At 71.0% G+C, this 24,519-nt stretch carries 17 protein-coding genes and 1 riboswitch; of the genes, 4 read left to right on the plus strand and 13 right to left on the minus strand.

Translation table 11 applies throughout. The annotated features are described in order from the left end of the window. Positions 1 to 7 precede the first annotated feature (7 nt). Both PGN23_RS12810 and PGN23_RS12815 read right to left on the minus strand, forming a co-directional pair. Positions 8 to 2,080 carry a phage/plasmid primase, P4 family gene (locus PGN23_RS12810; protein ID WP_335303303.1) on the minus strand — a complete coding sequence of 691 codons (2,073 nt, stop codon included), beginning with the start codon at positions 2,078 to 2,080 and terminating at the stop codon, positions 8 to 10. Next, positions 2,077 to 2,259 carry a helix-turn-helix transcriptional regulator gene (locus PGN23_RS12815; protein ID WP_335303304.1) on the minus strand — a complete coding sequence of 61 codons (183 nt, stop codon included), beginning with the start codon at positions 2,257 to 2,259 and terminating at the stop codon, positions 2,077 to 2,079. The genes PGN23_RS12810 and PGN23_RS12815 overlap by 4 nt, the downstream gene beginning before the upstream one ends. A 374-nt stretch (positions 2,260 to 2,633) precedes the next feature. Between PGN23_RS12815 and PGN23_RS12820 the strand changes: the two genes are divergently transcribed. Continuing rightward, positions 2,634 to 3,140 (plus strand): hypothetical protein, encoded by a 507-nt coding sequence (locus PGN23_RS12820; protein ID WP_335303305.1) that lies wholly within the window; start codon positions 2,634 to 2,636, stop codon positions 3,138 to 3,140. Here the strand turns inward: PGN23_RS12820 and PGN23_RS12825 are convergent. Further along, entirely contained in the window at positions 3,137 to 4,321 is a 1,185-nt protein-coding gene (locus PGN23_RS12825; RefSeq protein ID WP_335303306.1) for a tyrosine-type recombinase/integrase, read from the minus strand. The two genes, PGN23_RS12820 and PGN23_RS12825, sit on opposite strands and share 4 nt — an antisense overlap. A gap of 498 nt (positions 4,322 to 4,819) precedes the next feature. Further along, entirely contained in the window at positions 4,820 to 6,847 is a 2,028-nt protein-coding gene (locus tag PGN23_RS12830; protein WP_335303307.1) for a FecR family protein, read from the minus strand. 184 nt (positions 6,848 to 7,031) lie between these two features. Between PGN23_RS12830 and PGN23_RS12835 the strand changes: the two genes are divergently transcribed. From PGN23_RS12835 to PGN23_RS12845, 3 genes are all read left to right on the plus strand, one after another. Next, positions 7,032 to 8,681 (plus strand): ShlB/FhaC/HecB family hemolysin secretion/activation protein, encoded by a 1,650-nt coding sequence (locus PGN23_RS12835; RefSeq protein WP_335303308.1) that lies wholly within the window; start codon positions 7,032 to 7,034, stop codon positions 8,679 to 8,681. Next, positions 8,681 to 10,936 carry a putative bifunctional diguanylate cyclase/phosphodiesterase gene (locus tag PGN23_RS12840; protein ID WP_335303309.1) on the plus strand — a complete coding sequence of 752 codons (2,256 nt, stop codon included), beginning with the start codon at positions 8,681 to 8,683 and terminating at the stop codon, positions 10,934 to 10,936. Before PGN23_RS12835 ends, PGN23_RS12840 begins: the two co-directional genes overlap by 1 nt. 37 nt (positions 10,937 to 10,973) lie before the next feature. Then, positions 10,974 to 11,163: riboswitch (cobalamin riboswitch) on the plus strand. Positions 11,164 to 11,268: 105 nt separating this feature from the next. After that, positions 11,269 to 13,272 (plus strand): TonB-dependent receptor plug domain-containing protein, encoded by a 2,004-nt coding sequence (locus tag PGN23_RS12845; RefSeq protein WP_335303310.1) that lies wholly within the window; start codon positions 11,269 to 11,271, stop codon positions 13,270 to 13,272. A gap of 40 nt (positions 13,273 to 13,312) precedes the next feature. On the opposite strand, the gene PGN23_RS12850 is transcribed toward PGN23_RS12845, so the two are convergent. From PGN23_RS12850 to PGN23_RS12890, 9 genes are all read right to left on the minus strand, one after another. Further along, positions 13,313 to 14,767 carry a cobyric acid synthase gene (locus PGN23_RS12850; protein ID WP_335303311.1) on the minus strand — a complete coding sequence of 485 codons (1,455 nt, stop codon included), beginning with the start codon at positions 14,765 to 14,767 and terminating at the stop codon, positions 13,313 to 13,315. Further along, the gene (gene cbiB, locus PGN23_RS12855; RefSeq protein ID WP_335303312.1) at positions 14,755 to 15,693 is read right to left on the minus strand and encodes an adenosylcobinamide-phosphate synthase CbiB; all 939 of its coding nucleotides are present in this window, start codon (positions 15,691 to 15,693) and stop codon (positions 14,755 to 14,757) included. The genes PGN23_RS12850 and cbiB overlap by 13 nt, the downstream gene beginning before the upstream one ends. Then, the gene (locus tag PGN23_RS12860; RefSeq protein ID WP_335303313.1) at positions 15,686 to 16,633 is read right to left on the minus strand and encodes an aminotransferase class I/II-fold pyridoxal phosphate-dependent enzyme; all 948 of its coding nucleotides are present in this window, start codon (positions 16,631 to 16,633) and stop codon (positions 15,686 to 15,688) included. Before PGN23_RS12860 ends, cbiB begins: the two co-directional genes overlap by 8 nt. A 193-nt stretch (positions 16,634 to 16,826) precedes the next feature. Further along, on the minus strand, positions 16,827 to 18,719 hold the full coding sequence (locus PGN23_RS12865) for an XrtA/PEP-CTERM system amidotransferase (RefSeq protein WP_335303314.1): 1,893 nt from the start codon (positions 18,717 to 18,719) through the stop codon (positions 16,827 to 16,829). A 3-nt stretch (positions 18,720 to 18,722) separates the two neighbouring features. After that, the gene (xrtA, locus tag PGN23_RS12870) at positions 18,723 to 20,255 is read right to left on the minus strand and encodes an exosortase A (RefSeq protein WP_335303315.1); all 1,533 of its coding nucleotides are present in this window, start codon (positions 20,253 to 20,255) and stop codon (positions 18,723 to 18,725) included. After that, positions 20,252 to 21,427 carry a TIGR03087 family PEP-CTERM/XrtA system glycosyltransferase gene (locus PGN23_RS12875; RefSeq protein ID WP_335303316.1) on the minus strand — a complete coding sequence of 392 codons (1,176 nt, stop codon included), beginning with the start codon at positions 21,425 to 21,427 and terminating at the stop codon, positions 20,252 to 20,254. Before PGN23_RS12875 ends, xrtA begins: the two co-directional genes overlap by 4 nt. Before the next feature lie 25 nt (positions 21,428 to 21,452). Then, the gene (locus PGN23_RS12880; protein WP_335303317.1) at positions 21,453 to 22,481 is read right to left on the minus strand and encodes a FemAB family XrtA/PEP-CTERM system-associated protein; all 1,029 of its coding nucleotides are present in this window, start codon (positions 22,479 to 22,481) and stop codon (positions 21,453 to 21,455) included. Next, positions 22,478 to 23,296, minus strand: coding sequence for an XrtA system polysaccharide deacetylase (locus PGN23_RS12885; RefSeq protein ID WP_335304597.1), 819 nt, complete (start codon positions 23,294 to 23,296; stop codon positions 22,478 to 22,480). Before PGN23_RS12885 ends, PGN23_RS12880 begins: the two co-directional genes overlap by 4 nt. Before the next feature lie 101 nt (positions 23,297 to 23,397). Next, positions 23,398 to 24,507, minus strand: a complete 1,110-nt coding sequence (locus PGN23_RS12890; RefSeq protein WP_335303318.1) for an AAA family ATPase — start codon at positions 24,505 to 24,507, stop codon at positions 23,398 to 23,400. Positions 24,508 to 24,519: the final 12 nt, after the last annotated feature.

Raw genomic sequence — 24,519 nt, forward strand, 5'->3', positions numbered from 1 at the left:
TTCTCTCCTAAAGGCCAACGCGGAGCTTCAAGCCGACGCGGTATTTCGCGCCGCCGCCGCGCTTCTCAGTCGGGAACCCGCGCGCGCTGAGCGCCCGTCCGAACATGGTAAGGCTGACAGGCGAGCGACCGTTGTCGTTGGAATGGTGGCGATAGCGCTCATAGAGCGATGATGCCGACACGGCTGCGTCGGCTGCCACGTCGCATCGTTCCTCGATGAACTGCCCAACGGAGTCCATCTCCGAGCGGTATTCCGCGTTCGCGTCCTTCACGGCAGCGGGCGTCGGTAACCCGTTCCGATACCAGCTTGCCGCGCCGCTCACGATCCACGCGAGGATGCCAGCCTGTTCTGCTGCCAGCTTGTCGCCAAGCTCCCGGTCCTGTTCCTCAGGCGTAAAGACGCGGGTGAACGGAATCGTGCGGATGCGTCGCCAGATCGCCGGGTCGTTGCCGTTGACCTGAGGCAGCTGGTTCGTGGCGAGGAACAACTTGAACGTCGGGTGGAAGGAGATGAACTCCTTGAACAGGAACCGCGCGACAATCGGCTCATCGCCGGTGACTTGCTTTAGCAGCGCATCGGCGAGCCGCTGGTCGGCGTTCGCCTCAGAGGCGGTCACGAACCGTGTGCCAGCAAGCCGAGCCAGATCATTAGATGCGCCGCCCGCCTTGGCGACCAGTGTGTCAGTCGGCGTATGCTTGGCGTAGGAGCCGAGCACGGAGCGGACGGCGTTCAGGGCCGTGCTCTTGCCGTTCGCCCCTTCGCCGTGAAGCACGAAGAAACATTGCTCCCGCGTTTCGCCGGTAGCTGCATAGCCAATCGCACGCTGAACGTATTCGACCAGCTCGGCGTCATGTGCCAGCACGTCGGCAATGAACCGCTCGAACACGGGACAGGCAGCGGCCGGGTCATAATCAATGTCGATGATGTGGGTAGCGAAAGTGTTGCGGTCGTGCGGCAACAGCTCCCCCGTCCGCAGGTCAACCATCCCGTTCGCCACGTTCAGGAGGTGCGGCTGGCGATCGAAGGCGTCGAAGGCGATGGGCACGCCCGGTTCCGTTTTCGCCAGCTCCACCATACCCGCGATGCGGGCGGCCGATTGCGACTTGTGGGCGAAGGCGACACGGCGCTTGAGAGTTTCGGGATCATTGACCAGCTTTGCGGCGGATAGCAGCCCGTCCACCACGCGCTTGCCCAAGCGGGTAACTTGGCCTTCTTCATCACGCCCCCAGCGGCGGCCGTCCCAGACGAACCAGTCGCGCGAAGCTGGTTCATATCGCACGCTGCCGTCCATCAGCTCGACCAGCCGACGGGCATTGCCCAGCTCGGTTTCAGCGTGATCGGAACCCGGTTCGTAACGCATGGCGCTGTTGACGATGCGCTCGACTTCATCGGCGCCGAGCGGCGGCACGCAACACGCTTCGTTCTCCGCTGTTACGGCGGCACGGATCGCCTCAGGGGAAAGCCCACGCGCCCGCAACCCGCTCGCCATGCGGAACAGCGTGTCATTGCGCCCGCCCTCAGCGATTGAACCGCTGGACGCCGACGCGGCCGGTTTGATGCGCTTGCCGCCGCGTGCAAGGTCAATCAGCCAATCGGGCGCGTTGGCAATCGGCGCGTCGCTCTCCCAAGCATAGGGGTTGCCGGACTCATGGATGCTGGGAGCAGCGACAACATACCCGCCCGCCTTCACGTCAACGCCCCGGTAGCTCGCCACGTTGGGCCGATCACTCAGCCCGTCCGTCCCGGCCGGAACGCGGAAATACAGATGCCGCCCGCCGCCGCCCGTCTTGGCGCGCATGGTGTCGGGCAGCTTGCCATAGGTGCGTTCCAGCCGATCGAAACCGGCGTCGCCGTCATTGCGCGGGTCAATATCGACCACGATCAGCCGCGACTGTTCGCCGGTCACGATGCCGACGTTACGGTCGGTGTCAGGCGGGAACCAGCTCGCCACCTGTCCCGCATCAGCCGTGGCGTCATTCTTCCCGTGCCGGGTGGCAGGATGCTTGCTCCTCGACTTCAACGGCAGCACGGGGAAGCCACGCGCGGCATAGTCGGCGGCGGCGGAAGAAACCGCGTTCATCGTGCAACCGCCGCGCCGGAGATATACAAGTCGAGTTCTTCGACTGAATAGCGCACGGCCGAGCCGAGTTTATGAAATGAAGGACCTTTTCCAGCCCACCGCCACCGCGCCAGGGTCTTAGGAGCAAGGCCGAGATAATCGGCGGCATCTGTCTCACGGAGCAAACGGGCGGTTGTCATTTGGCGTAATCCTTGTGCGACTGGTTACGCACGGCACTGACAATCGCCGCTGCCCGCCGCTACTGGTTGTTGGGCAACCACCCTGCCGTTGAGTCGAACCGTTGCGCTCCATCGATAAGCCGAGTCGGAGGCGTGTTGTCCGCCGCGTTGCGCGGCATCGTTGGACGTGCGACTAAGAACGCGCGCTTGGTATGTCCTGAGCGTGGGGGCTGGTAATCCCCAGACGAACGTGGGCCGGTCACAGCTTCTGTGGCCGGGCGGCGGGCGCGCATGTCCAAGGTTTCGGCCCAAAGGCGTCCGCGCCTTGTGCCATGTGCAGGGATTACCACGCCCGGCTTCAGCCGGGCAGCGCTCCCGAAAAAGGGGAGAAGCACATGAGAACTGAAGGTAGAAGGCGGTTAGTCCGGGCGAGGGTTGCAGCCGTCGCAATCCTATTAACCAGCTACGCTGTACAAGCCGCTCCAACCGGTCAGAAAGGCAGCGCCTCTCGGCGGCACGATACGGTCGATGTAGCCGAAGCGAAAAGTATTATCCGTGCATCTTTAATTGATCCGGCGTCGGCTCAATTCGAGGTCGGTCAAACTCGATCCGCGCTGGCAGAGGACGGGACGAAGACGCCGCTGATCTGTGGATCATATAACGCCAAGAACCGGTTTGGCGGCTATGTAGGCAAAGCGTTCTTCGCATACTCAAAGTCCGCTCGCGCTGTCTTCACGTCAAATGTTGCAAGGCTTGATGCTAACGGTGGTTCTGTATCGCTTGCTGCCTTGGGCAATTCGCTGCGGGGAACGCCTTCGATGGATCAGATCAACGCAGTGCAGACACAAGGAACCGAACTGCAAAAACAGGTCAAGTTTTGGCTTGGGCAATGTGAGGGCTAGATGGGAGCTTGATCGCTTGCAACGGCAAGCCGCATCAGTTCAGCGCCGATCGCGTCGGCGGCGGTTCGCACGGGGTCCTGTGCAAGATGTGCATAGCGGCTGGTCGTTGCGGCTTGCGTGTGCCCGAGCAACCGCCCGAGCATGTGGAGCGACATGCCCATGCCCGCGCCGATGCTGGCGAACGTATGGCGTAGGTCGTGAATGCGAACGTCGTCCAGCCCTGCCAGCGCTCGAAGGGCTCGCCACGGCTTTTGCAGGTTGACCAGCGACGCGCCTTTGCGTTGCCCAGCAATGACGTAGGTGTCATCGCGGCCGCTTGCTTTCAGCTCGGTAAGCACGGCAACGGCTGCGTCGCCGAGCGATACCAGCAACGCCCCGTTCTTCGTGTCCGGCAGCCGCAACACCTTGGCATCTAGGTCGACCCACGCCCATTTCAGCCCAAGCACCTCGTTCAAGCGCCGCCCGGTGAGCATCAACAGCTTGATCGCGGCAATCGCGGCTGGCGACGCCTTCGCGGCGGCGGCATCGGAGTTCAGCACCTGCCAGAGCCGGGCAACCTCAGCGCTGGTCAGATAGCGTTCCCGCTTTTCCTCCCGGTAGCGGTCGATGTTCTTCGCGGGATTGGAGTTATCCGGGCGCAAGCCCCAGCGCTCGGCAAGACTGAACATCTTGCTCGCCATTGCCAGCATCCGGTTCGCTTCATATGGCGTGGCGCGGAGCGCATGGTGAAGCCCGGCAACGTCGGCACGGGTGACGGAAGCCACCTTCTTCGTCCCGATCGCCGGCAGGACATGGACGTCAATCAACCGCCGATCGTTGCGGATGGAGCTGTCCTTCTTCCGGGTTTCCGCGTGTTCCGCCATGTAGCGCGCGCATAGCTCCCGCACGGTCGGCGCGGCGCGGTCCTGTGTCCGCGCGTGTGACGGGTCTTTCCCTTGTGCTACGTCCGCAAGCCAGCGGCGCGCAATCTCCCGTGCCGCCTCCGGCCGCATCGGGCCATGCACGCCGATCGTGGGCCTACGCTGCTGCCCCTCCTTGGTGCGGTAATAGAGGAAGTAGGAGCGCTTGCCCTTGGGCGTCACCTTGCAGCCGAACCCGACAAGCTCGCTGTCCCAGACGATTACGTCAGTCGCACCCGGCTTGATCGCTTCGACCCCCCGAACCGTCAGCTTTGCTTTCATGCTACCCACTCCGTTCCAAGTAGCGAACAGGTAGCAGATTGCAGCGAATCACGGCAATGCCTAGCGTAGGCAACCGCAGTGCAATCCAGGCAATTACATGGTGTTAGCCAGTCTCAGCGTAGCTCGTCGCAATCGAGCGCACAACTGGTTTTAAGACTCTTAATCAGCGGGTCCTTGGTTCGAGCCCAAGTGCGTCCACCACCCTCCATCGCAGAAAACAGCCGTTTCCGGCGATGGCAGAGGTGTGCCTAGTCGACATGTTCCGACAGGCTTTCCGGCAAAACTGCCCCGATCCTCACGCCGTCGTTCCAGCGGACCGGCCTCTCGCGCTTGAAAATGGGGCGTGACCGGGAGGCCCCTGCCCGATCCGACCTCCCCCCCGGCAGTCGATCGGCACGCCGCCGGCGGAGAGATCGAGCACATGGCAGCGACGATCCGCGCCAAGGCTCCGGATCGAGGCGGCGGACAAAGGCGTCACGTGACGGCGCGCGCCGGCCGTTACCCGCGGATGCCCTTCAGCAGGTCCTGCAGCTTCTTCGCCGCCTCCTCCGCCTGCTTGCCGGTATCCTTGACGACCTGGTCGGCTGCCTGCACGACGTTTTTCAGCAGATTGTCGGCCTGCGCCTTGGCTTCGGCGGCGGCCTTTTCCTGTTCGAGCGCCGCGGCCTTCGCGGCCTTTGCGGCGGCGTCCTCCGCGTCCCGCGCCGCCTTCTCGGCCGCGGCGGCGGCGGCATCCTTCCTCGCCTTCTCCGCCGCTCTGGTTGCCTGCGCCGCCTCTTCGGCCGCCACCAGCGCCGCCTGGTCGCGCGCCGCCTTCTCGGCCTCACGCGCGGCCTGATCCGCCGCGACCCGCTCGGCATCCTTCGCGGCCTTCTCCGCGGCCTTGGCGGCGTCGGCGGCAGCCTTGGCCACGCGCTTGGCCTCCTCCGCCGCGTCGCGGGCCGCCTTGTCGGAGGCTTCCTTGGCGGCGCGCTCGCTCGCGCGCGCCGCCGCCGCGGCCTCGTCGGCGGCGGCCTTGGCGGCATCGCGCGCCGCCTTGTCGCTGGCGGCACGCTCCGCCGCCTCCGCGGCGCGCCGCGATCCCTCGGCAGCGGTCGCGGCCTGGCGCGCGGCGAGATCCGCCGCCTCGCGCGTCGCCGCGTCGTTCGCGCGTGCCGCGGCCTCGGCCGCCTGCGCGGCGATGTCGGCGGCCTGGCGCGCGGCTTCCTGCGCGGCGATGCGCGACGCCTCCTGACGCACGCGCTCCGCCTCGGCGGCAGCCGCTTCGGCGGCGACGCGCTGCGCCTCCGCCACGCGCGCCGCCGCGGCGGCTTCCGCCTGCCGCGCCTGCTCGGCCTGCTGCGCCGCCAGCGCGGCCGCGGTCCGGTTGCGATCCTCCGCCTCGCGCGCCGCAACGGCGGCATCCGCCTCGGCCCTGGCCTGCGCAGCGGCCGAGGCGAGACGCTCCGCCTGGGCGCGCTCCGCCGCGGCTGCCGCATCGGCGGCGTTCTTCGCCGCCTCGGCCGCTGCCGCCGCGCTGGCCGCCCTGGCCGCGTCGCTCCGCTCCTGCGCGGCGCGCGCGCTCGCGGCCTCCTCTTCCGCCTTGGCCGACGCCGCAGCGGCTTCGGCCGCCTGGCGTTCGGCGTCCGCCTTGGCCTTGCCGGCGGCCTGAGCCGCCGCGTCGGACGTCGCCGCGCCCTGCTCCGCCGCCGCCGACGCGGATCGCGCCTCGACGATCCGCGCCGCCGCCTCGACGATCCGCGTCGCCGATCCCGCCGCCTCGGCTGCGTTGCGGGTCGCCGCGCCCACCGCCGCGATCTCGCCGCCCACCGTGCCCGTGACCAGACCGTCGGTCGTCGTGGCGAGGGACACGGCCGGCGCATAGACCGCCTCCGTCACCGCCGGTGCCGGAAGCTCCACCGCCGACGACACGACCGGCGTGACCGGCGCGGGGGCGGCCGATGCCGGCGCGTCGGGGGATTCGATCACCCGCGATCGTCCATTGTCCTCGATCGTCATGCGCAGCCGGTCGACAGCGGACACCATCGCGATCGCGCCGGGCGTGACCAGGTCGTGCGCGCCGCCGTCCAGCGTGGCGACGTCGACCGCGCCCTCCAGCACCTGGACCGACGTGCCCTCGGCGCTCACCCCGACGGAGAAGGTCGTACCCTTCACCACCGCCGCCAAATAAGGTGTCTTTACCTCGAAATGCGGGGTCATCTTCTTCTTGATCATGAAGACGACGTTGCCGAATTCCTCGACCACGCGGGTCACGCCGCTGGCCTGTTCCTCCGCGGGCAGCCGCAATTGCGACGCGGGCGCGACCATCATCACCTCGGTCCCGCGCACCAGCACGGCGCGCCCGCCGCGTCCGGTGGTGACGACGTCACCGGCCCCGACCGCGGCACCGCGCGTCGCCACGCGGCCGATGCCGGCGCGGGCGATCGTCACCGGGCCGCTCGCCTCGCTGACGGTCCAGCCCGGTGGGCCGGCGAGGGCGGCGGTCGAGCAACCGGCCGCGAGAAGGGCGAGGAAGGGGCGGCGCATCGAAGTCTCCCGTGACCGACAGCATGCCCTGCCCGGCCGTTCTCCCCCGCATCGGCGCGCCGGTCTTGAGATCGCGTTCGTCTTGATGGTGAAGCGGCGTTAGCCACGTTTTTCGCCGCTCTAACGAAATCACAAGACATTGCGCGGCAGGACCGCAAGCCATAGCGCTTGGGGTTGATCGAATATGCGTCGCGTACTGCCGTGGGTCGTGGCTCTGACGATCGCGATCATTCCTGCCACGGGATCGGCGCAGACCGCGCTCGATCGCGCCGATCCGACGCTGATCGAGCGCACCCTCCCCGCGCCGGTCGCTCCGGCGGAGGCACCGACGCCCCCGCCCGCCGCGGATCTGCCCGTCGCCCGTTCGGACTCCGCCACGACCGGCGTCGTGCGCGCCATCGTCGTGGAGGGGCAGGACCGCCTTTCCCCCGCGCTGTTCGCCGATGTCATCGCATCGTCGCTGGGCCAGGCGATGAGCCGCGCCGACCTGTCCCGCCTCGCCGGCCGCATCGCCGACGTGGCGCGCGCGCGCGGCTATCCCTTCGCCACCGCGATCGTCCCGCCGCAGGCGATGGCGGACGGCGTCCTGCGCGTCCGGCTCGAGCTGGGCCGCGTCGACGCGGTGCGGGTGGTCGGCGTCCGTAGCATCGCTGCCGACCGTATCCTGTCCCGCGCGCTGGCGACCGGACGCCCGGTGCGGCGGGACGAACTGGAGCGTGCGCTGCTGCTCGTGGGCGACCTGCCGGGGATACGCATCACCGGCAGCCGGCTGACCCGGCAGGACGGCTTCGGCATCCTGCTGGTGACCGCGCAGCAGGACCGCTTCTCGGCCTACGCACAAATCGACAACCGCGGCAGCCGGGAGGTCGGCCCGGTCCGGTCGACGCTGATGGGCGTGGTGCGCGATACCCTTCACTCGGGCGACGAGCTGACGCTGATCGCCTCGCAGACGCCGCTGCAACCGACCGAATTCGCCTTCCTGCGCGCGCGTTACGCGACCAACGTCGGGACGTCGGGCAGCGTGCTGTCGCTGTCCGGCTCGGTCGCCCGGTCGCAGCCCGGCGGCGCGATCAAGGCCTTCGATATCGAGGGGCGCAGCCGCGACCTCGCGATCACGTGGCAATATCCCGTCGTGCGCACCCGCGCGCGCAGCCTGTGGGCCGGGGTCGAGCTGCGCACGCTCGGCACCGATCAGACGATTGCGGGGCAGCAGTTGCGCCGCGACCGGCTGACCACGCTGTCCGGCACGCTGAACGGTGCGGCGCTGCTGGGCGGCGGTACGCTGCGTGGCGAGCTCGCCGGTATCGCCGGCCTGCCGGTGTCGGGCGCGACCAGGGCCGGCTCGGTGCTGGCGTCCCGCTTCGACGGCGACGCGCGCTACGTCGCTGCCAATTTTGTCGCGGACTGGACGCGCCCGCTGGGCGGTCCCTTCAGCCTCGTCGTCGCCGGCGCCGGGCAGGTCGCGTCGCGGCCGCTGCTCGCGACCGCGGAGATCGGGCTCGGCGGCCCGGCCTTCGTGCGCGGCTACGACTATGCCGAGCGGACGGGCGACAAGGGCATCATGGCCTCGGCCGAGGTGCGCGCGACCATCGGCGGCATCGAGGGCAGCGTGGTCGACCGGCTGCAGCTGTACGGCTTCGCCGATGGCGGCACGGTCGGCAACCTGCGCGGCGGCTCGGGCGGCGGGACGCTGGCGTCGACCGGCGTCGGCGCCCGCATCGGCACCGGGCGGTTCGACTGGATGGTGGAGATGGCACTGCCGCTCAACGCCGATCGCTTCGACACCGGCGACCGCCGGCCGCGCATTTCGCTGCGCCTGTCGCGGGCGTTCTGATGCGGCGCGCCGGCACCTGGGCGATCCTCGCCGCGGTCGCGCTGCCGGGGCTGCTGACGCTCCTGCCCGCCATCGGCGGCCCGCTCGACCGCGCGCTCGACCCGCTGCGCTACGGCGTGCGCCAGCATGCCGCGAGCGGCGAGGTCGTCCTGGTCGAGATGGACGCGCGCAGCGTCGCGGAGATCCGGCGCTGGCCCTGGCCGCGCGGCCATTATGCGAGCGTCGTCGACCGCCTGCACGCCGCCGGCGCCGCGACGATCGCGTTCGACGTCGACTTCTCGACCCCGTCGGAGCCGGCGGAGGACGCGAAACTCGCCGCCGCTTTGGCGCGGGCGGAGGGGCGGATCACGCTGCCGACCTTCGCCCAGGTCGCGGGCGCGGGCGACCGGCGCAATCTGGACGCGCTGCCGCTTCCCGCCTTCCGGGCGTCCAGCAGCCTCACCTCGGTCAGCATCGCGCCCGATGCGGACGGCCTGGTCCGCGCGATGCCCTTCGCCACCATCACCGCCGGCACGCCGCGTCCGTCGCTGTCGGCCTATGTCGCCTCCCGCGCCGGCACCGCCGACACCACCTTTCCCATCGACGTCGCGATCGAGCCGACCACCATTCCCCGGCTCAGCTTCGTCGCCGTCGAACGCGGCGCGTTCGATCCCACGGCGGTGCGCGGGCGCCACGTCGTCATCGGCGCGACCGCGATCGAGATGGGCGACCGCTATCCCGTCCCGCTGTGGGGCGTGCTGCCCGGGGTCACGATCCAGGCGCTCGCGACCGAGACGCTGCTCGCGGGCATACCCGTGCGCGGCAGCGGGCTGATCCCCATCGGCATCGCGCTGCTGCTCGCCCTCGCCACGATCCGTGCACGCCGCAACACGCGGGTCGCCGTCGCCTTCGTCGTCGCGACCGCGGCGCAAGCGGCGCTCGTGCTGGCGGCGCAGCACCAGGCCGACCTGATCCTGCCGCTTGCCCCCGGCTTGGTCACGCTGGTCGCCGCCGCGATCCTCGCTGCGACCCGCAACGTCATGCGCGAGATGCACGCCGCGCGCCTCACCGACGAGGCGACCGGCCTGCCCAACCGCCGCGCCTTCCCCGCCACGACCCGCCCGGTCGCGGTCGCGCAGATCACGAACCTCGACGCGCTGGGCGCGGTCCTCGGCAGCGATCTGGTCGCGCAGGCGATCGTCCGCACCGCGGAGCGGATGCGGCTGGGCGCGGCCGACAACGCCGCCTTTCGCATCGGCAGCGATCAGCTCGCCTTCGCGCTGTCCGACGATCAGCCGGTCGAGGACAGCATCGCCGCGCTGCGCGCCATCCTGCTCGAGCCGGTCGAGGTCGCGGGACGCAAGGTCGACGTGGCCGTGGCGATCGGCGTCGCCGAACAGGGCGACCTCGCCGCCGCGGCGCTCGCGGCCGGCACCGCCGCCGGCGAGGGGCGCTTCTGGATGCTCTCCGCGATCGATCGCACCAGCCTGGAGCGCGACATTTCGCTGATGGGCGAGCTGGACCGCGCGATCGGCGCCGGGGAGATACTGGTCCATTACCAGCCCAAGCTCGCGCTCGCGACCGGCCGCATCGCCAGTGTCGAGGCGCTGGTGCGGTGGCGCCATCCCGTCCGCGGGCTGGTCCGCCCCGACCTGTTCATCCCGCTCGCCGAGCAGACCGATCGCATCGCGCCGCTGACGCTCCACGTGCTGGAAACCGTGATCCGCGACGTGCGCCACTGGCGCGACGCGGGCGAGACGATGACCGCGGCGATCAACATCTCGGCCCGGCTGCTGACGTCCGCTGCGTTCGCCGCCGCGGTCGACCGGCTGCTGGACGCGGCCGTCGTCCCCCCCGACGCGCTCATCTTCGAAGTGACCGAGTCCGCCGCCATGGCCGACACCGATGCCGCGGTCGCGACCCTCCACCATTTCCGCGACCGCGGCATCGCCATCTCGATGGACGATTACGGCACCGGCCAGTCGACGCTCAGCTACCTGCGCGAGCTGCCGCTCAGCGAGGTCAAGATCGATCGCAAGTTCGTGCAGTTCGCGCACGTCCGCGGCGACGACGCGGCGATGGTCCGCTCGACGATCGACCTCGCCCACACGCTCGGCCTGCGCGTCGTGGCGGAGGGGATCGAGGATGCCGCCAACCTGGCCTTCCTGAAGGACGCCGGCTGCGATTACGCGCAGGGCTATTTCGTCGCGCGTCCGATGGGCTTCGACGATCTGCTGCGCTTCGTCGGCACCGCCCCCGCCCGCGACGTCGCCTGACGTGGCGCCCCGTTGACGCACCGCAGCGACTGCGCCTAAGGGCGCGCCTGCGACAGGTTCCCCGCCGGGGATCAAAAGGGAACGGGGTCGAAGCCCCGGCTGCCCCTGCAACTGTGAACGGCGAGCCATCGCGCCACATGCCATTGGGACCGATCCGGTCCTGAGAAGGCGGCGCGATCCGGCATCGACCCGTAAGCCAGGAGACCTGCCCGTCGCGGTCGTTCTTCGACCGGCCAGGGTGCGCCGGACGGACGGGGGTGAACCCGCGAAACGACGAGGCCATCGACCTCCCCCGCATGTCCGGGTGGGGGCGTCGCGACGTGGGGGACTGAATGAAGAACCATCGACTGCTCAACGGGATCGCATCGATCCTGCCGGCCCTGCTGCCCGCCGCTGCGGTCGCGCAGGCGAATATCACCGCCAGCGCGCCCGATGCCGCGGCGGCGCCCGTCGTCGACACGGCGGAGGACGCCCCCGCCGGCGCGATCGTCGTCACCGCGGCGACGCGTACCCCGACCAGCATCGACCGCGTACCCGCCTCGATCACCGTGCTCGACAAGGCGACGATCGATCGCATGGGCGACCTGTCGGTGGCCGACCTGCTGGTGCGGACCCCCGGCGTCTCGCTGTCGCGCAACGGCGGCTACGGCACCGCGACACAGGTCCGCATCCGCGGTGCCGAGGCCGACGAGACCGTGGTCGTCATCGACGGCGTGAAGCTCAACGATCCCTCCGCGATCGGCGGCGCGTACAATTTCGCCAACCTGCTGACCGGCGACGCCAGCCGGATCGAGGTTCTGCGCGGCGTGCAGTCGACGCTCTGGGGCAGCCAGGCGATCGGCGGCGTCGTCAACGTCGTCACCCCGCTGCCGGAGCGCGCGCTGGAGGGCAGCGTCGACCTGGAGGGCGGCAGCCGCGATACCGTCAGCGCGCGCGCCGCGGCCGGCGGGCGCACCGGGCCGCTGGCATGGCGCGTCGGCGGACAGACGTTCTACACCCGCGGCATCTCCGCCATCGCGCCGGCCTATGGCGGACGGGAGCTCGACGGCTACCGCAACCAGTCGGTGGCGGGGCGCGCGGTGCTGGACCTCGCCTCCGGGGTCAGCGCCGACGTGCGCGGCTATTATTCGAACGGCCGCACCGATACCGACGGCTTCGGCGGCGATACGCTCGACTATGCGCTCAACCGCGAATTCGTCGGCTATGCCGGGCTGAACGTGGCGCTGCTCGACGGGCGGTTCCGCAATCGCTTCGCCTATACCTATACCAATACCGATCGCGACGATATCGACCCGACGCGTGCGCGTCCGCAGACCTTCGACGGCATCGGCCGCAATCATCGGCTGGAATATCAGGGCACGTTCGCCGTCGCCCGCGGCATCGACGCGGTCTTCGGCGTGGAGAACGAGGTCAGCCGCTTCCGCACCGTATCGCCCCCCGCCAGCCTGTCGCAGCCCGTTCCCGCCCCCGATCGGGGTCGCGCGGAAATCACCAGCGTCTACGGACAGCTCAACGCGCAGGTGCTGACCGGGCTGACGCTGACCGGGGGCGTCCGCTACGACGACAACGACCGCTTCGGCGGGCAGACGTTGTTCTCCGGCGGCGGCGTCTGGGCGCTCCCCACCGGCACCGTCATCCGGGCCAGCTATTCCGAGGGGTTCAAGGCGCCGACCCTGTATCAGCTGCTCTCGATCTACGGGAATCAGGCGCTGCGCCCCGAACGGGCCAAGGGCTGGGAGGCGGGCGTCGAGCAGCGCTTCCTCGACGGCGCCGTCACCATCGGCGGCACCTATTTCGAGCGCCGCACGCGCGACCGCATCGACTTCGCCTATTGCCCGGCGGCCGACCCGTCGCTGTGCGTGATCCCCGGCACCACGACGCCGCGTTTCGGCTATTATGCCAATGTCGTCCGTGCCTTCGCCAAGGGTGTTGAGGCGGTGGGTCACGTCGCGCTCGGCGAGCGCCTGTCGCTCGACGCCAATTACAGCTGGATCGCATCGGAGGATCGCTCGCCTGGCGCGATACCGCAGCAGCTGCTCCGCCGCCCGCGCAACACCGCCAATGCCAGCGCGAACTACAGCTTCCCCGATGCCGGGCCGTCATTCGGGGCGGCGGTGCGCTGGTCGGGGGAAACGTTCGACTTCAACAACACCGACTTTTCGCGCACCCGCCTGTCGCCCTACACGCTGGTCGACCTGCGCGCGGAATATCCGCTGTCGCGCGACGTGCGCGTCTTCATCCGCGGAGAGAACGTGCTCGACGAATCGTACCGCACGATCTTCGAATACGGGACGCTGGGCCGCAGCATCTACGCCGGGCTGCGCGGTCGCTTCTGACCGGACGGACGCCGGCGGGCGGCAATGCGTCGCCCGCCGGTCAGACCCCTTCGCGCGCGATCGCGACGATCGCGTCGATGTCCAGATGCGCTTCCAGCCCCGCCGCCAGCTCGTCGAGTGCGGCATCGACCGCCGCCGCATGGTCCGGCCCCTGCGCGTCGGCCCCGATCCGCGCCAGCCAGGCGGCGCGCTGCGTGGCCTTGCACAGCAGCCCGTGGATATAGCTGCCCGCGACCAGCCCGTCCGCGCTCATCGCCCCGTCGCGCCGGCCGTCGTCCAGCCGCGCCACGGCCCGGGCGGTATCGGGGCCGTCGGTGCGCCCGACATGGATCTCATACCCGCCGAAGCGGGCGCCGAGCGCCTCGCCCGCGACCTGCGTCACTCTCTTGTCGCCGGTCAGCACGGTATCGACCTGCAACAACCCCAGCCCCACGCTGTCGCCGGGCTCTCCCTCCACGCCGTCCGGATCGGCGATCCGCCGCCCCAGCATCTGATAGCCGCCGCACAGCCCCAGCACCGGCCGCCCGCGCCGCACGTGCGCGCGAATGTCGACGTCCCACCCCTGCGCGCGCACGAAATTCAGGTCGGCACGCGTCGCTTTCGATCCCGCCAGCACGATCATCGCCGCCTCCGGGATCACCTGTCCCGGCGGCACCATCACCAGATCGACCGACGGCTCCAGCTTCAGCGGGTCGAGATCGTCGAAATTGGCGATCCGCGGCGTGATCGGACAGGCGATCACCCGCCGTCCGTGCGACGCGGGCGCGGCGCGCTCCAGCACCACCGCATCCTCGCTCGGCAGGCGCCGCGCCGCCGCCAGCCATGGCACGATCCCCAGCGGGCGCCAGCCGGTGCGCGCCGCGATCGCCTCCATCCCTTCGCGGAACAACGCAGGATCACCGCGGAACTTGTTGACAAGAAAGCCACGGATCATCGCCGCATCGGCCGGGTCGATGACCGCATGCGTTCCCACCAGCGAGGCGATCACCCCGCCGCGATCGATATCTCCCGCCAGCACCACCGGCACGCCGGTCGCGCGCGCGAAGCCCATGTTGGCGATGTCGCCGTCGCGCAGATTGGTTTCCGCGGGCGAACCCGCCCCCTCCACGACGACGACGTCCGCGTCCCGCTCCAGCCGGCGAAAGCTCCCGATCACCTCGGGCAGCAGCCCGTCGCGCCCGCTGCGCCACGCCGCGGCGTGGAGCACACCGCGCACCCGCCCCCGCACCACCATCTGCGAGGTACGGTCCCCCTGCGGCTTGAGCAGCACCGGGTTCATGTCCACGCTGGCGGGGGTGCGGCATGCGATCGCCTGCGTCGCCTGCGCGCGCCCGATCTCGCCGCCGTCCGCGGTCACCGCGGCGTTGTTGCTCATGTTCTGAGGCTTGAATGGCCGGACCCGCATCCCGCGGTTGGCAAGCGCGCGACACAGCCCCGCGACCAGAACCGACTTGCCCACGTCGGATCCGGTTCCCTGGATCATCACCGCGACCATGCGACCACCCCCGCCAGTACCACCAGCAACACGCACGCCCGGCGATAGACCGCCAGCGCCCGCCACAGGTCGCCCGTCGCGGCCGCGCGCCCCCCATCACCGATCCACGCCTTGTCGTGCGCCACCCCGTCATAGGCCACCGGCCCCGCCAGCGCGATGCCCAGCACCCCCGCCATCGCCGCCTCCGGCCAGCCTGCATTGGGGGAGGCATGACGCCGCGCATCGCGCACCATCACGCGCCACCCGCCGCCGCCCGCCATACAGACGAGCGCGCCCGCCAGCCGCGCGGGGACGAGGTTCGCGCCGTCATCGATGCGCGCCGCGGCCCAGCCGAACGCGCGCCAGCGTTCCTCGCGGTGCCCGATCAGGCTGTCCGCGGTGTTGATCGCCTTGTACGCCCACACCCCCGGCAGTCCCGCGACGACCAGCCAGAACAGCGGCGCCACGACCCCGTCGCAGAAGCTCTCCGCCAGGCTTTCGATCGCCGCGCGGGCGACCCCGCCCTCGTCGAGCGCCGCGGTGTCGCGCCCGACGATCATCGCCACCGCCCGCCGCGCCGCGGGAAGGTCTGCGTCCGTCAACGCGCGCGCGACCGGCACGACATGGTCGTAGAGGCTCCGTACCGCGAGCGCCGGCCAGGCGAGCACGGCCACCGCGACCCACGCATATCCCCCGAGCAACTCCCGCGCCGCCAGTTCCGCCGCCCAGCCCGCGACGATCACGCCACCGATCAGCAGCACCATCGTCACCAGCCCCAGCCGCCGCCGAGCGGCCTCGGATCGCGTCGCACGGTTCCAGCGCCGCTCCGCCATCCCGATCGCGCGCGCGAACGCGCCGACCGGATGCCCGACGCGCGCATACAGCCACGCCGGCCATCCGCACGCGGCATCGATCAGCAACGCCGCGACGGCGACGGGATCAGCCATCCGCCAGCGCCCGGTCGAGCCGCGCGAACTCCGCATCGTCCGCGGGCAGACCGAACCGCAGCCAGTCCGCCCGGCCGGCAAACGGCCGCGTCAGCACCCCGGCCTGCGCCAGACGCCCGAAGATGGCGCGCGCATCGTCGTGAACGACCAGTCGAAACAATGGGCTGGAACCCACAGCTGCCAGACCATGCGAAGCGAGCAGCGCATCCAGCCGCCTCGCCCGAGATGCGAGCGTTTCTCGTGTCCGCGCGATCCATGCCATGTCGGCATAGGCCGCCGCCCCCCACGCGATCGCCTGCGCCGACACCGGCCAGTCGCCCAGCAACCCGCGCAGCCGTGCGAGGATCGCGGCCGGCGCCACCACGAAACCCAGCCGCACACCCGCCAGCCCGAAGAACTTCCCGAACGAGCGCAGCACCACCACCGGCGCCGCCTCGTCCACCAGCGGCAGCACGCTCGCCTCCGGCTGCGCATCGACGAACGCCTCGTCCACCACCAGCCAGCGCCCTTCCCCCATCGCCAGCAGGCCCGCAGGCGGGATCAGTCGACCATCGGGGTTGTTGGGATTGGCGAGCAGCAGCGTTCCCCCCGCACCCTCCTGCGCATCCGCCACGTCGCGGTGCGTCGCATAGCCCGCGCCCGGCGCCACGATCGGCCGCGGCAGCCCCATCGCCGCCAGCAGGCGAAGCGCGATCTCGCTTCCCGGTACCGCCGCGACGCGCTCCGCCGCGACGCCGAACGTCCGCGCCGCGCTCGCCTCCAGCGCCGCCAGCGCCGCACGGGAGGGGAGCGGGGCCGCGTCGACCGTCAGGCCCGCGGGCGGTGCCCATGGCTGCGGATTGATCCCCGTCGACAGGTCGAGCCACGGCCGCGGTGCCTCCGGCCACGCGCGCATCGCCGCGTCGATCCGCCCGCCATGTCCAAGGAAATCCGCGATCATCGCCGCGGCCATCGCCGCTCACGGCCACGACCGCAAGAGACCAGTCTCGTGGAACAAGGGGTTCGGTTCCTTACCGTCACCCCGGGCTTGACCCGGGGTCCCGCTCCTCCCGCACGGTAGCCGAAGAAAAAGCGGGATCCCGGGTCAAGCCCGGGATGACGGCATCCATGAACCGAACGCCGGATTCGGGGGATTAGCCGAACATCCGCGCCAGGCTGCGCTCCAGCATCACGAACTGCCACAAGGTGCGCCCGTGATCCTCGCGCCCGCTGCGATGCGCCTCCGCCAGCCGCGACAGCCGGTCCAGGTCGAACCACCCCGTCTCCGCCAGCAGCCGCGACCGCCCCAGCGCCGCGCCCTCCTCCGCCAGCGCGGCGCGGAACCATACCGACACCGGCGTCACGAACCCCATCTTCGTGCGGTGCAGGATCGTATCGGGCAAATGCCGCCGCATCGCGCGCTTCATCAGCCACTTGCCCCGCCCGCCGCGCAACCGCATCGCCGCCGGCAGCCGCGCCGCGAACTCGACCAGCCGATGATCCAGCAGCGGCTCGCGCGCCTCCAGCCCCACCGCCATGCTGGTGCGATCGGTCTTGGTCAGGATGTCGCCGGGCAGCCAGACCGTCAGGTCGGCATATTGTGCGCGGTCCAGCGCCTCGCGCGCGGGCGCCGCCCGCATCGCGGCGACATAGCGATCCTCCGCGCGGTGCCCCGCCAGCGCACGCCGCGCCTCGTCCGAGAACAACTGCCCGCGCAGCGCAGGCGACGTTACCCCGACCGCGCGCGCATAGGCTTCGTCCCCGTCCCCTGCCAATGCCAGCAGCGTCGTCTTCGCGCGCAGGGGCCGCGGCGCCCAGTCCGCCTTCGGCCACAGCGTGCCCAGCCCGCCGAACACCGCCGCACGCCACCCGCCCGGCATCCATGCGCGCACCCGTTCCTCGGCGTCATGGAAGCGATGCCGGCGATACCCCGCAAACGCCTCGTCCGCGCCGTCGCCGGACAGCGCGACCGTCACATGCTCGCGCGCCAGCGCCGCCGCCTGATAGGTCGCCAGCGCGGACGCATCCGCGAACGGTTCGTCGAAAGCTGCTACAAGTATAGGTAAAGTCGCGATATTGTCCGGTCTCACCACCCGCTCGTGATGATCGGTCGCGAAGCGCCGCGCCACTTCCGCTGCGAACGCGCGCTCGTCGTGCCCCGCCGCATCGAACCCGATCGTACAGGTGACGACCGCCTGCCGGCTCGCCTCCGCCATCAGCGCGACGACGGTCGAGCTGTCGACCCCGCCGGACAGGAACGCCCCCAGCGGCACGTCCGCCACCATCCGCGACTGCACCGCCTCGCGCAGCAGCGCCAGCCCCTCCTCTTCCAGCGCCGCGGCCGATCCGCTCGCCCGCTCGGCGAAGGAAACCTGCCACCACCGCCGCGGCGCCGGCACCGGCTTTCCGCGCTCCACCAGCAGGAAATGCCCCGCCGCCAGCTTGCGCACCCCCGCCAGCAGACAGGCGTCGTCGGGCACATATCCATAGGCGAGGTAATCCTCCACCGCGCGCACGTCGGGCACCCGCCGCAGCAGCGGATGCACCATCAGCCCCTTCAGCTCGGACGCGAAGGCCAATGCTCCGTCCGCCAACTCGACATAATGGAGTGGCTTCACCCCCAGCCGGTCGCGCGCCAGGAACAACGTCCGCGTCGCCGCGTCGTGGATCGCGAAGGCGAACATCCCCACCAGCCGGTCGAGCAGCGCCGGCCCCCAGGCGGCATAGCCCTGCAACAGCACCTCGGTATCGCCATCGGTCGCAAAGACATGACCCCGCGCGATCAATTCGTGTCGCAACGATCTGAAATTGTAGATTTCCCCGTTGAACACGATCGTGAAGCGCGCCTCCGCGCTCGCCATCGGCTGCGGCGATCCGGCGGGGTCGATCACCGCCAGCCGGCGATGCGCCAGCCCGACGCCGGGTGCGGTCCACACGCCCGCGCCGTCGGGGCCGCGATGCGCCATGGCGTCGGCCATCGCGCGCACGCGCGCCGGGTCCACCGGCTTCGGAGTGGCGGGGTAGAACAGCCCCGCGATACCGCACATGCGTCAGTAGCCCTGCGCCACGATCCCGTCGATCGCGCGATCCGGCGGCCCCAGCGCGGCGCGGAACCGCCGGATCGCCGCCACCGCATCCCGCCCCGGCGCGACCGGCGCGGACAGATACAGCGCGACCGCGGTCTGCGTGCCGCCGGCCAGCCGGTCCTTCATCGTCGCGAATTTCACAGCGGCATCGTCCCCGGTCAGCGTGTCGCCGACGCGATACCATGTCACGACCACGCGCTCCACGGTCGTGCCGTCCTTCTCCTGCGCGACGATCCGCATCGCGCGGCCGCCGTCGATCGCGGGCAGGTCGGCGACGCGGATCCACCGATCCGCCTCGCGCAAGGGGCCGGTGCCGAACGCCGCCAGCTTGCGCCCCTCGCCCTGCCCGGCAAAGGCGGCCAGCGCCATATCCACGGCGTCGCCCCGCGCATCGGTATAGCGTCCGAACAGATGATGGTCCGCGCCGGGATGCCACGGCGCCCACGCCCCGCGCGTCGCCACCGCCACCCGCTGCCACCCCGCCACCACGGGCAGCGCGATCGCGTGCGGCAGGGGCCGCGCCCGCGCCGCGATCGCCCCGCTCCATGCCGGCGCGATCGCCGCCGCCGTCACCGCCAGCACCCCCGCCGCCAGCGGCGCGAGCGTCCAGCGCGGGGCCGTCCGGAGCCGTGCGGGATCGAAGGCCTCGGCATCGGGCGCGCGATCGAACCACCGCCACGCCGCCGCCATCAGCGCCGCCATCACGACCGCGAAGAACACCCAGCCATAGACGATATGGTCGAGCCCGGTCGCCGCCTCCACACTGGTCAGATGCGCGGCATAGATCGTTGCGAAGGCGCGGATACCGTTGGCGATCACCGGCACGACCAGCGCCGCCGCCATGAAGATCGCGCGCCGCCGCCAGCTCCGAAAGCACAGATGCGCCACCAGCACGCCGTAAGCGAGCATCGCCAGCACGAACTTCGCGCCCGAACACGCCTCCGCGACCTCGAAATAATAGCGACCGGCGTGGATCAGCACCCCGTCGACGCTCGCCGGCACCCCCGCCACGTGCAGCAGCGGCATCACCATCGCCACGGTCACCTGTTGCAGCGGCGGCTCCAGCTCGGCCCCGAACGGCACCGCGAACCACGCATAGGCCAGCGGAAACAGCAATCCGCGCACGACGTTCGGCCCCAGCGTGGCGGCGACGGCCCCTTCCAGCATCGCGACCAGCGCCCATTGCCGCACCAGCGCCACCTCGCCCGCATCGCCCAGCAGCCACGCGAACGCCCCCGCCGCGACCAGCAGCACGCCCGGCGCCCATCCGGCCGACGTCAGCCGCGCCAGCGCACGTCGCCGGGTCCACACCAGCCACGCGACGACCGGCAGGATGAAGAGGCAATGGCCATAGGTCGTGCTGGTCCACCACAGCCCCGCCACCGCCGCGACGTCGCTGCGGAACAGCAGCAACAGCGCCGACCACGTCCCCGCCAGCGCGATCAGCGCCGCCGGCCATGCTCCGGCCTGCCCCCGACGCAGCGCCAGCGCCGTCATGCCGCCGCCCGTTCGTCTGTTGACATGCCGATCAGCGCATCGAGCGGCGCCAGACAGGCATCCCAGTCGTAGCGCGCCAGCACCCGCGCCCGCGCCGCCTGCCCCAGCCGCGCCGCGCCGTCGCGATCCGACAGCAGGTCGACGACCGCCGCCGCGCCCCCAGCCGCGCCCTCCGCCACGCCAATCGTCCCGGCATGGTCTATCCCTTGCGCCGCAGCCGGCGAGGCGACGACGGGGCGCGCCATCGCCATCGCCTCCAGCACCTTGTTCTGTACCCCGCGCGCCAGCATCAGCGGCGCCACCGCCACCGCCGCCGCCGCCAGCCAGCCGCGCACGTCGGGCACCTCGCCCGTCACCAGCACCGCCTCGGATGCCAGCGCCCGCACCGCCGCCGTCGGCGCGCGCCCCACGATCGCGAAGCGTACATCCGGATGCACCGCGCGCACCTGCGGCAGGATATCCCGTGCGAACGCCACCACCGCCTCGACATTCGGGCGATAATCCATCTGCCCGGTGAAGACGATCAGCCGCCCCTGCCCCACCACCGGCACGAAGACCGCCGCGGGATCGAACCGCCGCGCGTCGATCCCGTTCTCCAGCACGCGCGCGCCCGGCACCAGCGCGGCCTCTGCCGCGCTCACGAACAGGCTGGCGTCGACCCGCGCGGTCACCTCCCGCTCCCAGCGCGCCAGCAACCGCGCCTCCCGCGCCATCATCCAGCGCATCGGCCCGCGCGCCTTCGCGGCATAGGCCGCGAACTTGGCCGAATCCGCGTCGACGAAGTCCATGACGCGGCGCACGCCCGCCGGCAGATACTGCGCCATCTGCCCCGAAAAGGCGTAGGCGACCGCCACGGGGTGCCGTGCCATGACGTCGCGTACCGCCGCGTGCACCCGCGCGTCGTCGAACGCCGCCAGCGACACCGCGCGACCCTGCGCCAGCGCCTCGATCGCGGCGCGCGCGGGGCTCTTCCCGCGCGGCACGATCGTGCACGACGCCAGCATCCCCGCGAACGCCGGCGGCACCTGCGCGTCGCGCGGATCGTCCGCGAACGCGACCAGATGCACCCGCGCGCGCCGCGCCAGATGCGACAGCACGTGGAAACTGCGGATCCTGTCGCCGCGATCGGGCGGGAACGGCGCACGATGCGCCAGGAACAGGATGTCCCTCACCCCAGCCCCCCTCACTCCAGCCCCCTCACCCCAACCCACGACTGATCCACGGCCCCAGCGTATTCGCCACCGGCAGCGGGAGCCGCCGCCACGCCGCCACCATCCGCGCATAGCGCGGGTCGAGCGGGTTCACGACGCGCGGCGCGCCCGCGTTCCACATCGCATAGCGCAGCGGCTCGCCCGCAAAGCCCCAGTTCTTCTTGAACGCCGCCGGCCCCGTCCCCGCCTTCGACCGTCCGAAGTCGAACCGCGTGCATCCGACCGCGCGCGCATGCCGCATCAGCGCGAAATACATCAGCTCGTTGGCGCGCAGCCGCCGCGCCGCCGCCGTGCCGCCCCCCCAGAAGGGATAGACGGTGCCGCCGTGATACAGGCTCAGCACGCTCGCCACCGCCTGCCCGCGATGCCGCACCGTCAGCACGTCCGCGTCCATCGTCTCCAGCACCTCGCGCATCAGCGCGCGCGGAAAGACCGGCGTACCCAGGTTGCGCACCGACTCGGCATAGACCGCATAATGCTCCTCCGCCGCGCGCCGGCACCGCCCGGTCACGACCTCCAGCCCGTCCATTGCCAGCGCCTTGCGCACCTCGGCGCGCTGCTTGCGCGGGATCGCCTGCAACTGCGCGGCATCGTCCGCCGCCAGATCGCGCGCGAAGCCCAGATAGGTCGTGTCGTCGATCGTCCACCCGCCCAGCGACGGCCCGCCGCGCAGCTCGACCGTCGGCACGCGCAGCCGGATCGCCAGCCCGATCGCCGCCGCCGACAGCGACGCCGCCCCCTCGCCCAGCACCCCGCCGCCGACCGCGAACCCCGCGGACACCAGCGCGCGCCCGAACAGCGGAGAGCGCATCTGCGTCAGCGGCAGCACGCCCGCGATCGCCCCGCCGCGATCCTCCGCCAGCAACCAGTGCGCGCGCTGCCCGCAGGCCCGCTCCACCGCCGCGCTCCACGCCGGCAGGTGGAACGGCGTGGCATCGTCGCGCCGGCGCACGAAGGCCGCGATCGCGGCGGCATCGCCACGCGTCGCCTCGCGTACCGTGCGCGCGGACGTCATGGCGTCAGCCCCGCGACCACCGCGTCGGTCCGCCCCCAGCGGTATCGCGCCAGCAGGGCCGCCAGCCGCGGCGCCATCGCATCGATCCGGCTGTAATGGCGCAGGCGCGAGCGCAGCGGCGCCCGTGCCACGCGCGGCTGGCCGGGGTCGACCTCCCACGGGTGGAAGTAGAACACGCCCGGCTGCCCCGCCGCATGCGCCTGCCGCAGCGCGACATCGGTCAATGCCGCCGGCAGCAGGCGGAAGAAGCCGCCCCCCGTCGCGACATGCCTCCCTACGATCCGGGCGACGCTGACCGGCAGCTCGACCAGCGCCGCGTCGTGCCGCGGCCGCCACGCAAAGCGCGGCGCGTGCCGCCAGCCGTAATGATCGTGCCGCACCGGCGCCACGCTGGAGGAATAGGCATAGCCCTCCTCCGCCAGCACGTCGTGCGCCCAGGGCGTGCGCGCATCGATCGAGAAGCTGGGTGCGCGATAGCCGCCGACCGCCACCCCGCCCGCATCCTCCAGCGCGACGCGCGCGCGCGCCAGGTCGGCGCGGAACGCCTCCGCGGTCATCGTGAAGACCCGCTGATGGTCCCAGCCGTGGCTCGCCAGTTCGTGCCCCTCCGCGACGATGCGCCGGATCAGCCGCGGCTGACGCTGCGCCACCCATCCCAGCGTGAAGAAGGTGGCGCGCACCCCCGCCGCCGCGAACAGGTCGAGCACGCGCGCCGTATTGTCGGCGACGCGCGACTCCAGCGTGCCCCAGTCACCCTTGTCGATCGTGCGTTCGAACGCGCCGACCTGAAACCATTCCTCCACGTCCACCGACATCGCGTTGACGATGGGGGCATTGACGATGGGAGCATTGACGATGGCGGCATCGGGGACGGGCAGTTCGGTGGCCGTACCGACGGCGATCGGGGCGTGGAACATCAGGCGGCGCCCTTCAGCGCCTCCAGCCGTTCGGCGTCGCCCTCCACCCAGTCGACCAGCAGCGTCAGCACACGGCGCAGCGCCGCATCCTGCTCGGCGATCCGCGCCTCAAGCTGCGCCACGCGCGCGACCAGCGCCTCGTCGGGCTTTTCCGCGGCGGGGGGCACGATCGACATCACCGGCGTCGCCCGGGGCGGCGCGACCGGCTCCGACTGGGACAGGGGCTCCAATTGGGGCTCGGATACGGGCTCGGGCACCTCCTGCGCCACTGCCGGCGCGACCGTCACCGGCCCGCTCAGGTCCCGGTCGCGGTCCGCCTCGACCGCCGCGACCAGCGCCGCATCGATCCGCTCCGCCCCGCTCATCGACGCGTGCAGCAGCACCCGCGTCATCAGCTGGTTCAGCCGCCGCGGTACGCCGTCGCTCGCGGCATGCAGCGCGGGAAAGGCATCGTCGGCGAACGCCGGCCGCCCGGTCCACCCCGCCACCATCAGGCGATGCCCGACATAGGCGTCGACCTCGTCCGCGCCCATCGGCTCCAGATGGTGGACCGCGATCACGCGCTGGCGCAGCTGCTCCAGCCGGTCCGATCCGTTCAGCCGCTCGCGAAACTCCGGCTGCCCCAGCAGGAAGATCTGGAGCATGGCATGCCCGCCCGCCTGGAAGTTGGAGAGCATTCGCAGCTCCTCCAGCGCGGAATGCGGCAGCGCCTGCGCCTCGTCGACGATCAGCAGCGTGCGCCGCCCGCTGCGCGCGACCGCGTGCAGCCCGCGCTCGATCAGCAGCAGCAGCTCCGCCTTGGTCTTGCCCGAGGCGTCGACGCCCAGCCCGGAGGCGACGATCCGCAACAGGTCGTCATGTCCGACCTGCGTCGACACGATCGTGATGACGTTCAGCCCGGCGGGGTCGATCTGCGCGGTCAGGTGCCCCATCAGCGTCGTCTTGCCCGCGCCGATCTCGCCGGTCACGACGATGAAGCCCTCGCCCTGCGCCAGTCCATAGCCCAGATACGCCATCGCCTTGCGATGCGTGGCGGTATCGAACCAGAAGCGCGGGTCAGGCGTCAGCTGGAACGGTCGGTCGGTCAGCCCGAAGTGAGCGTCGTACATCGAAGGGTTCCC

The organism is Sphingomonas adhaesiva (genome assembly GCF_036946125.1).
Lineage (GTDB): Bacteria > Pseudomonadota > Alphaproteobacteria > Sphingomonadales > Sphingomonadaceae > Sphingomonas > Sphingomonas adhaesiva_A.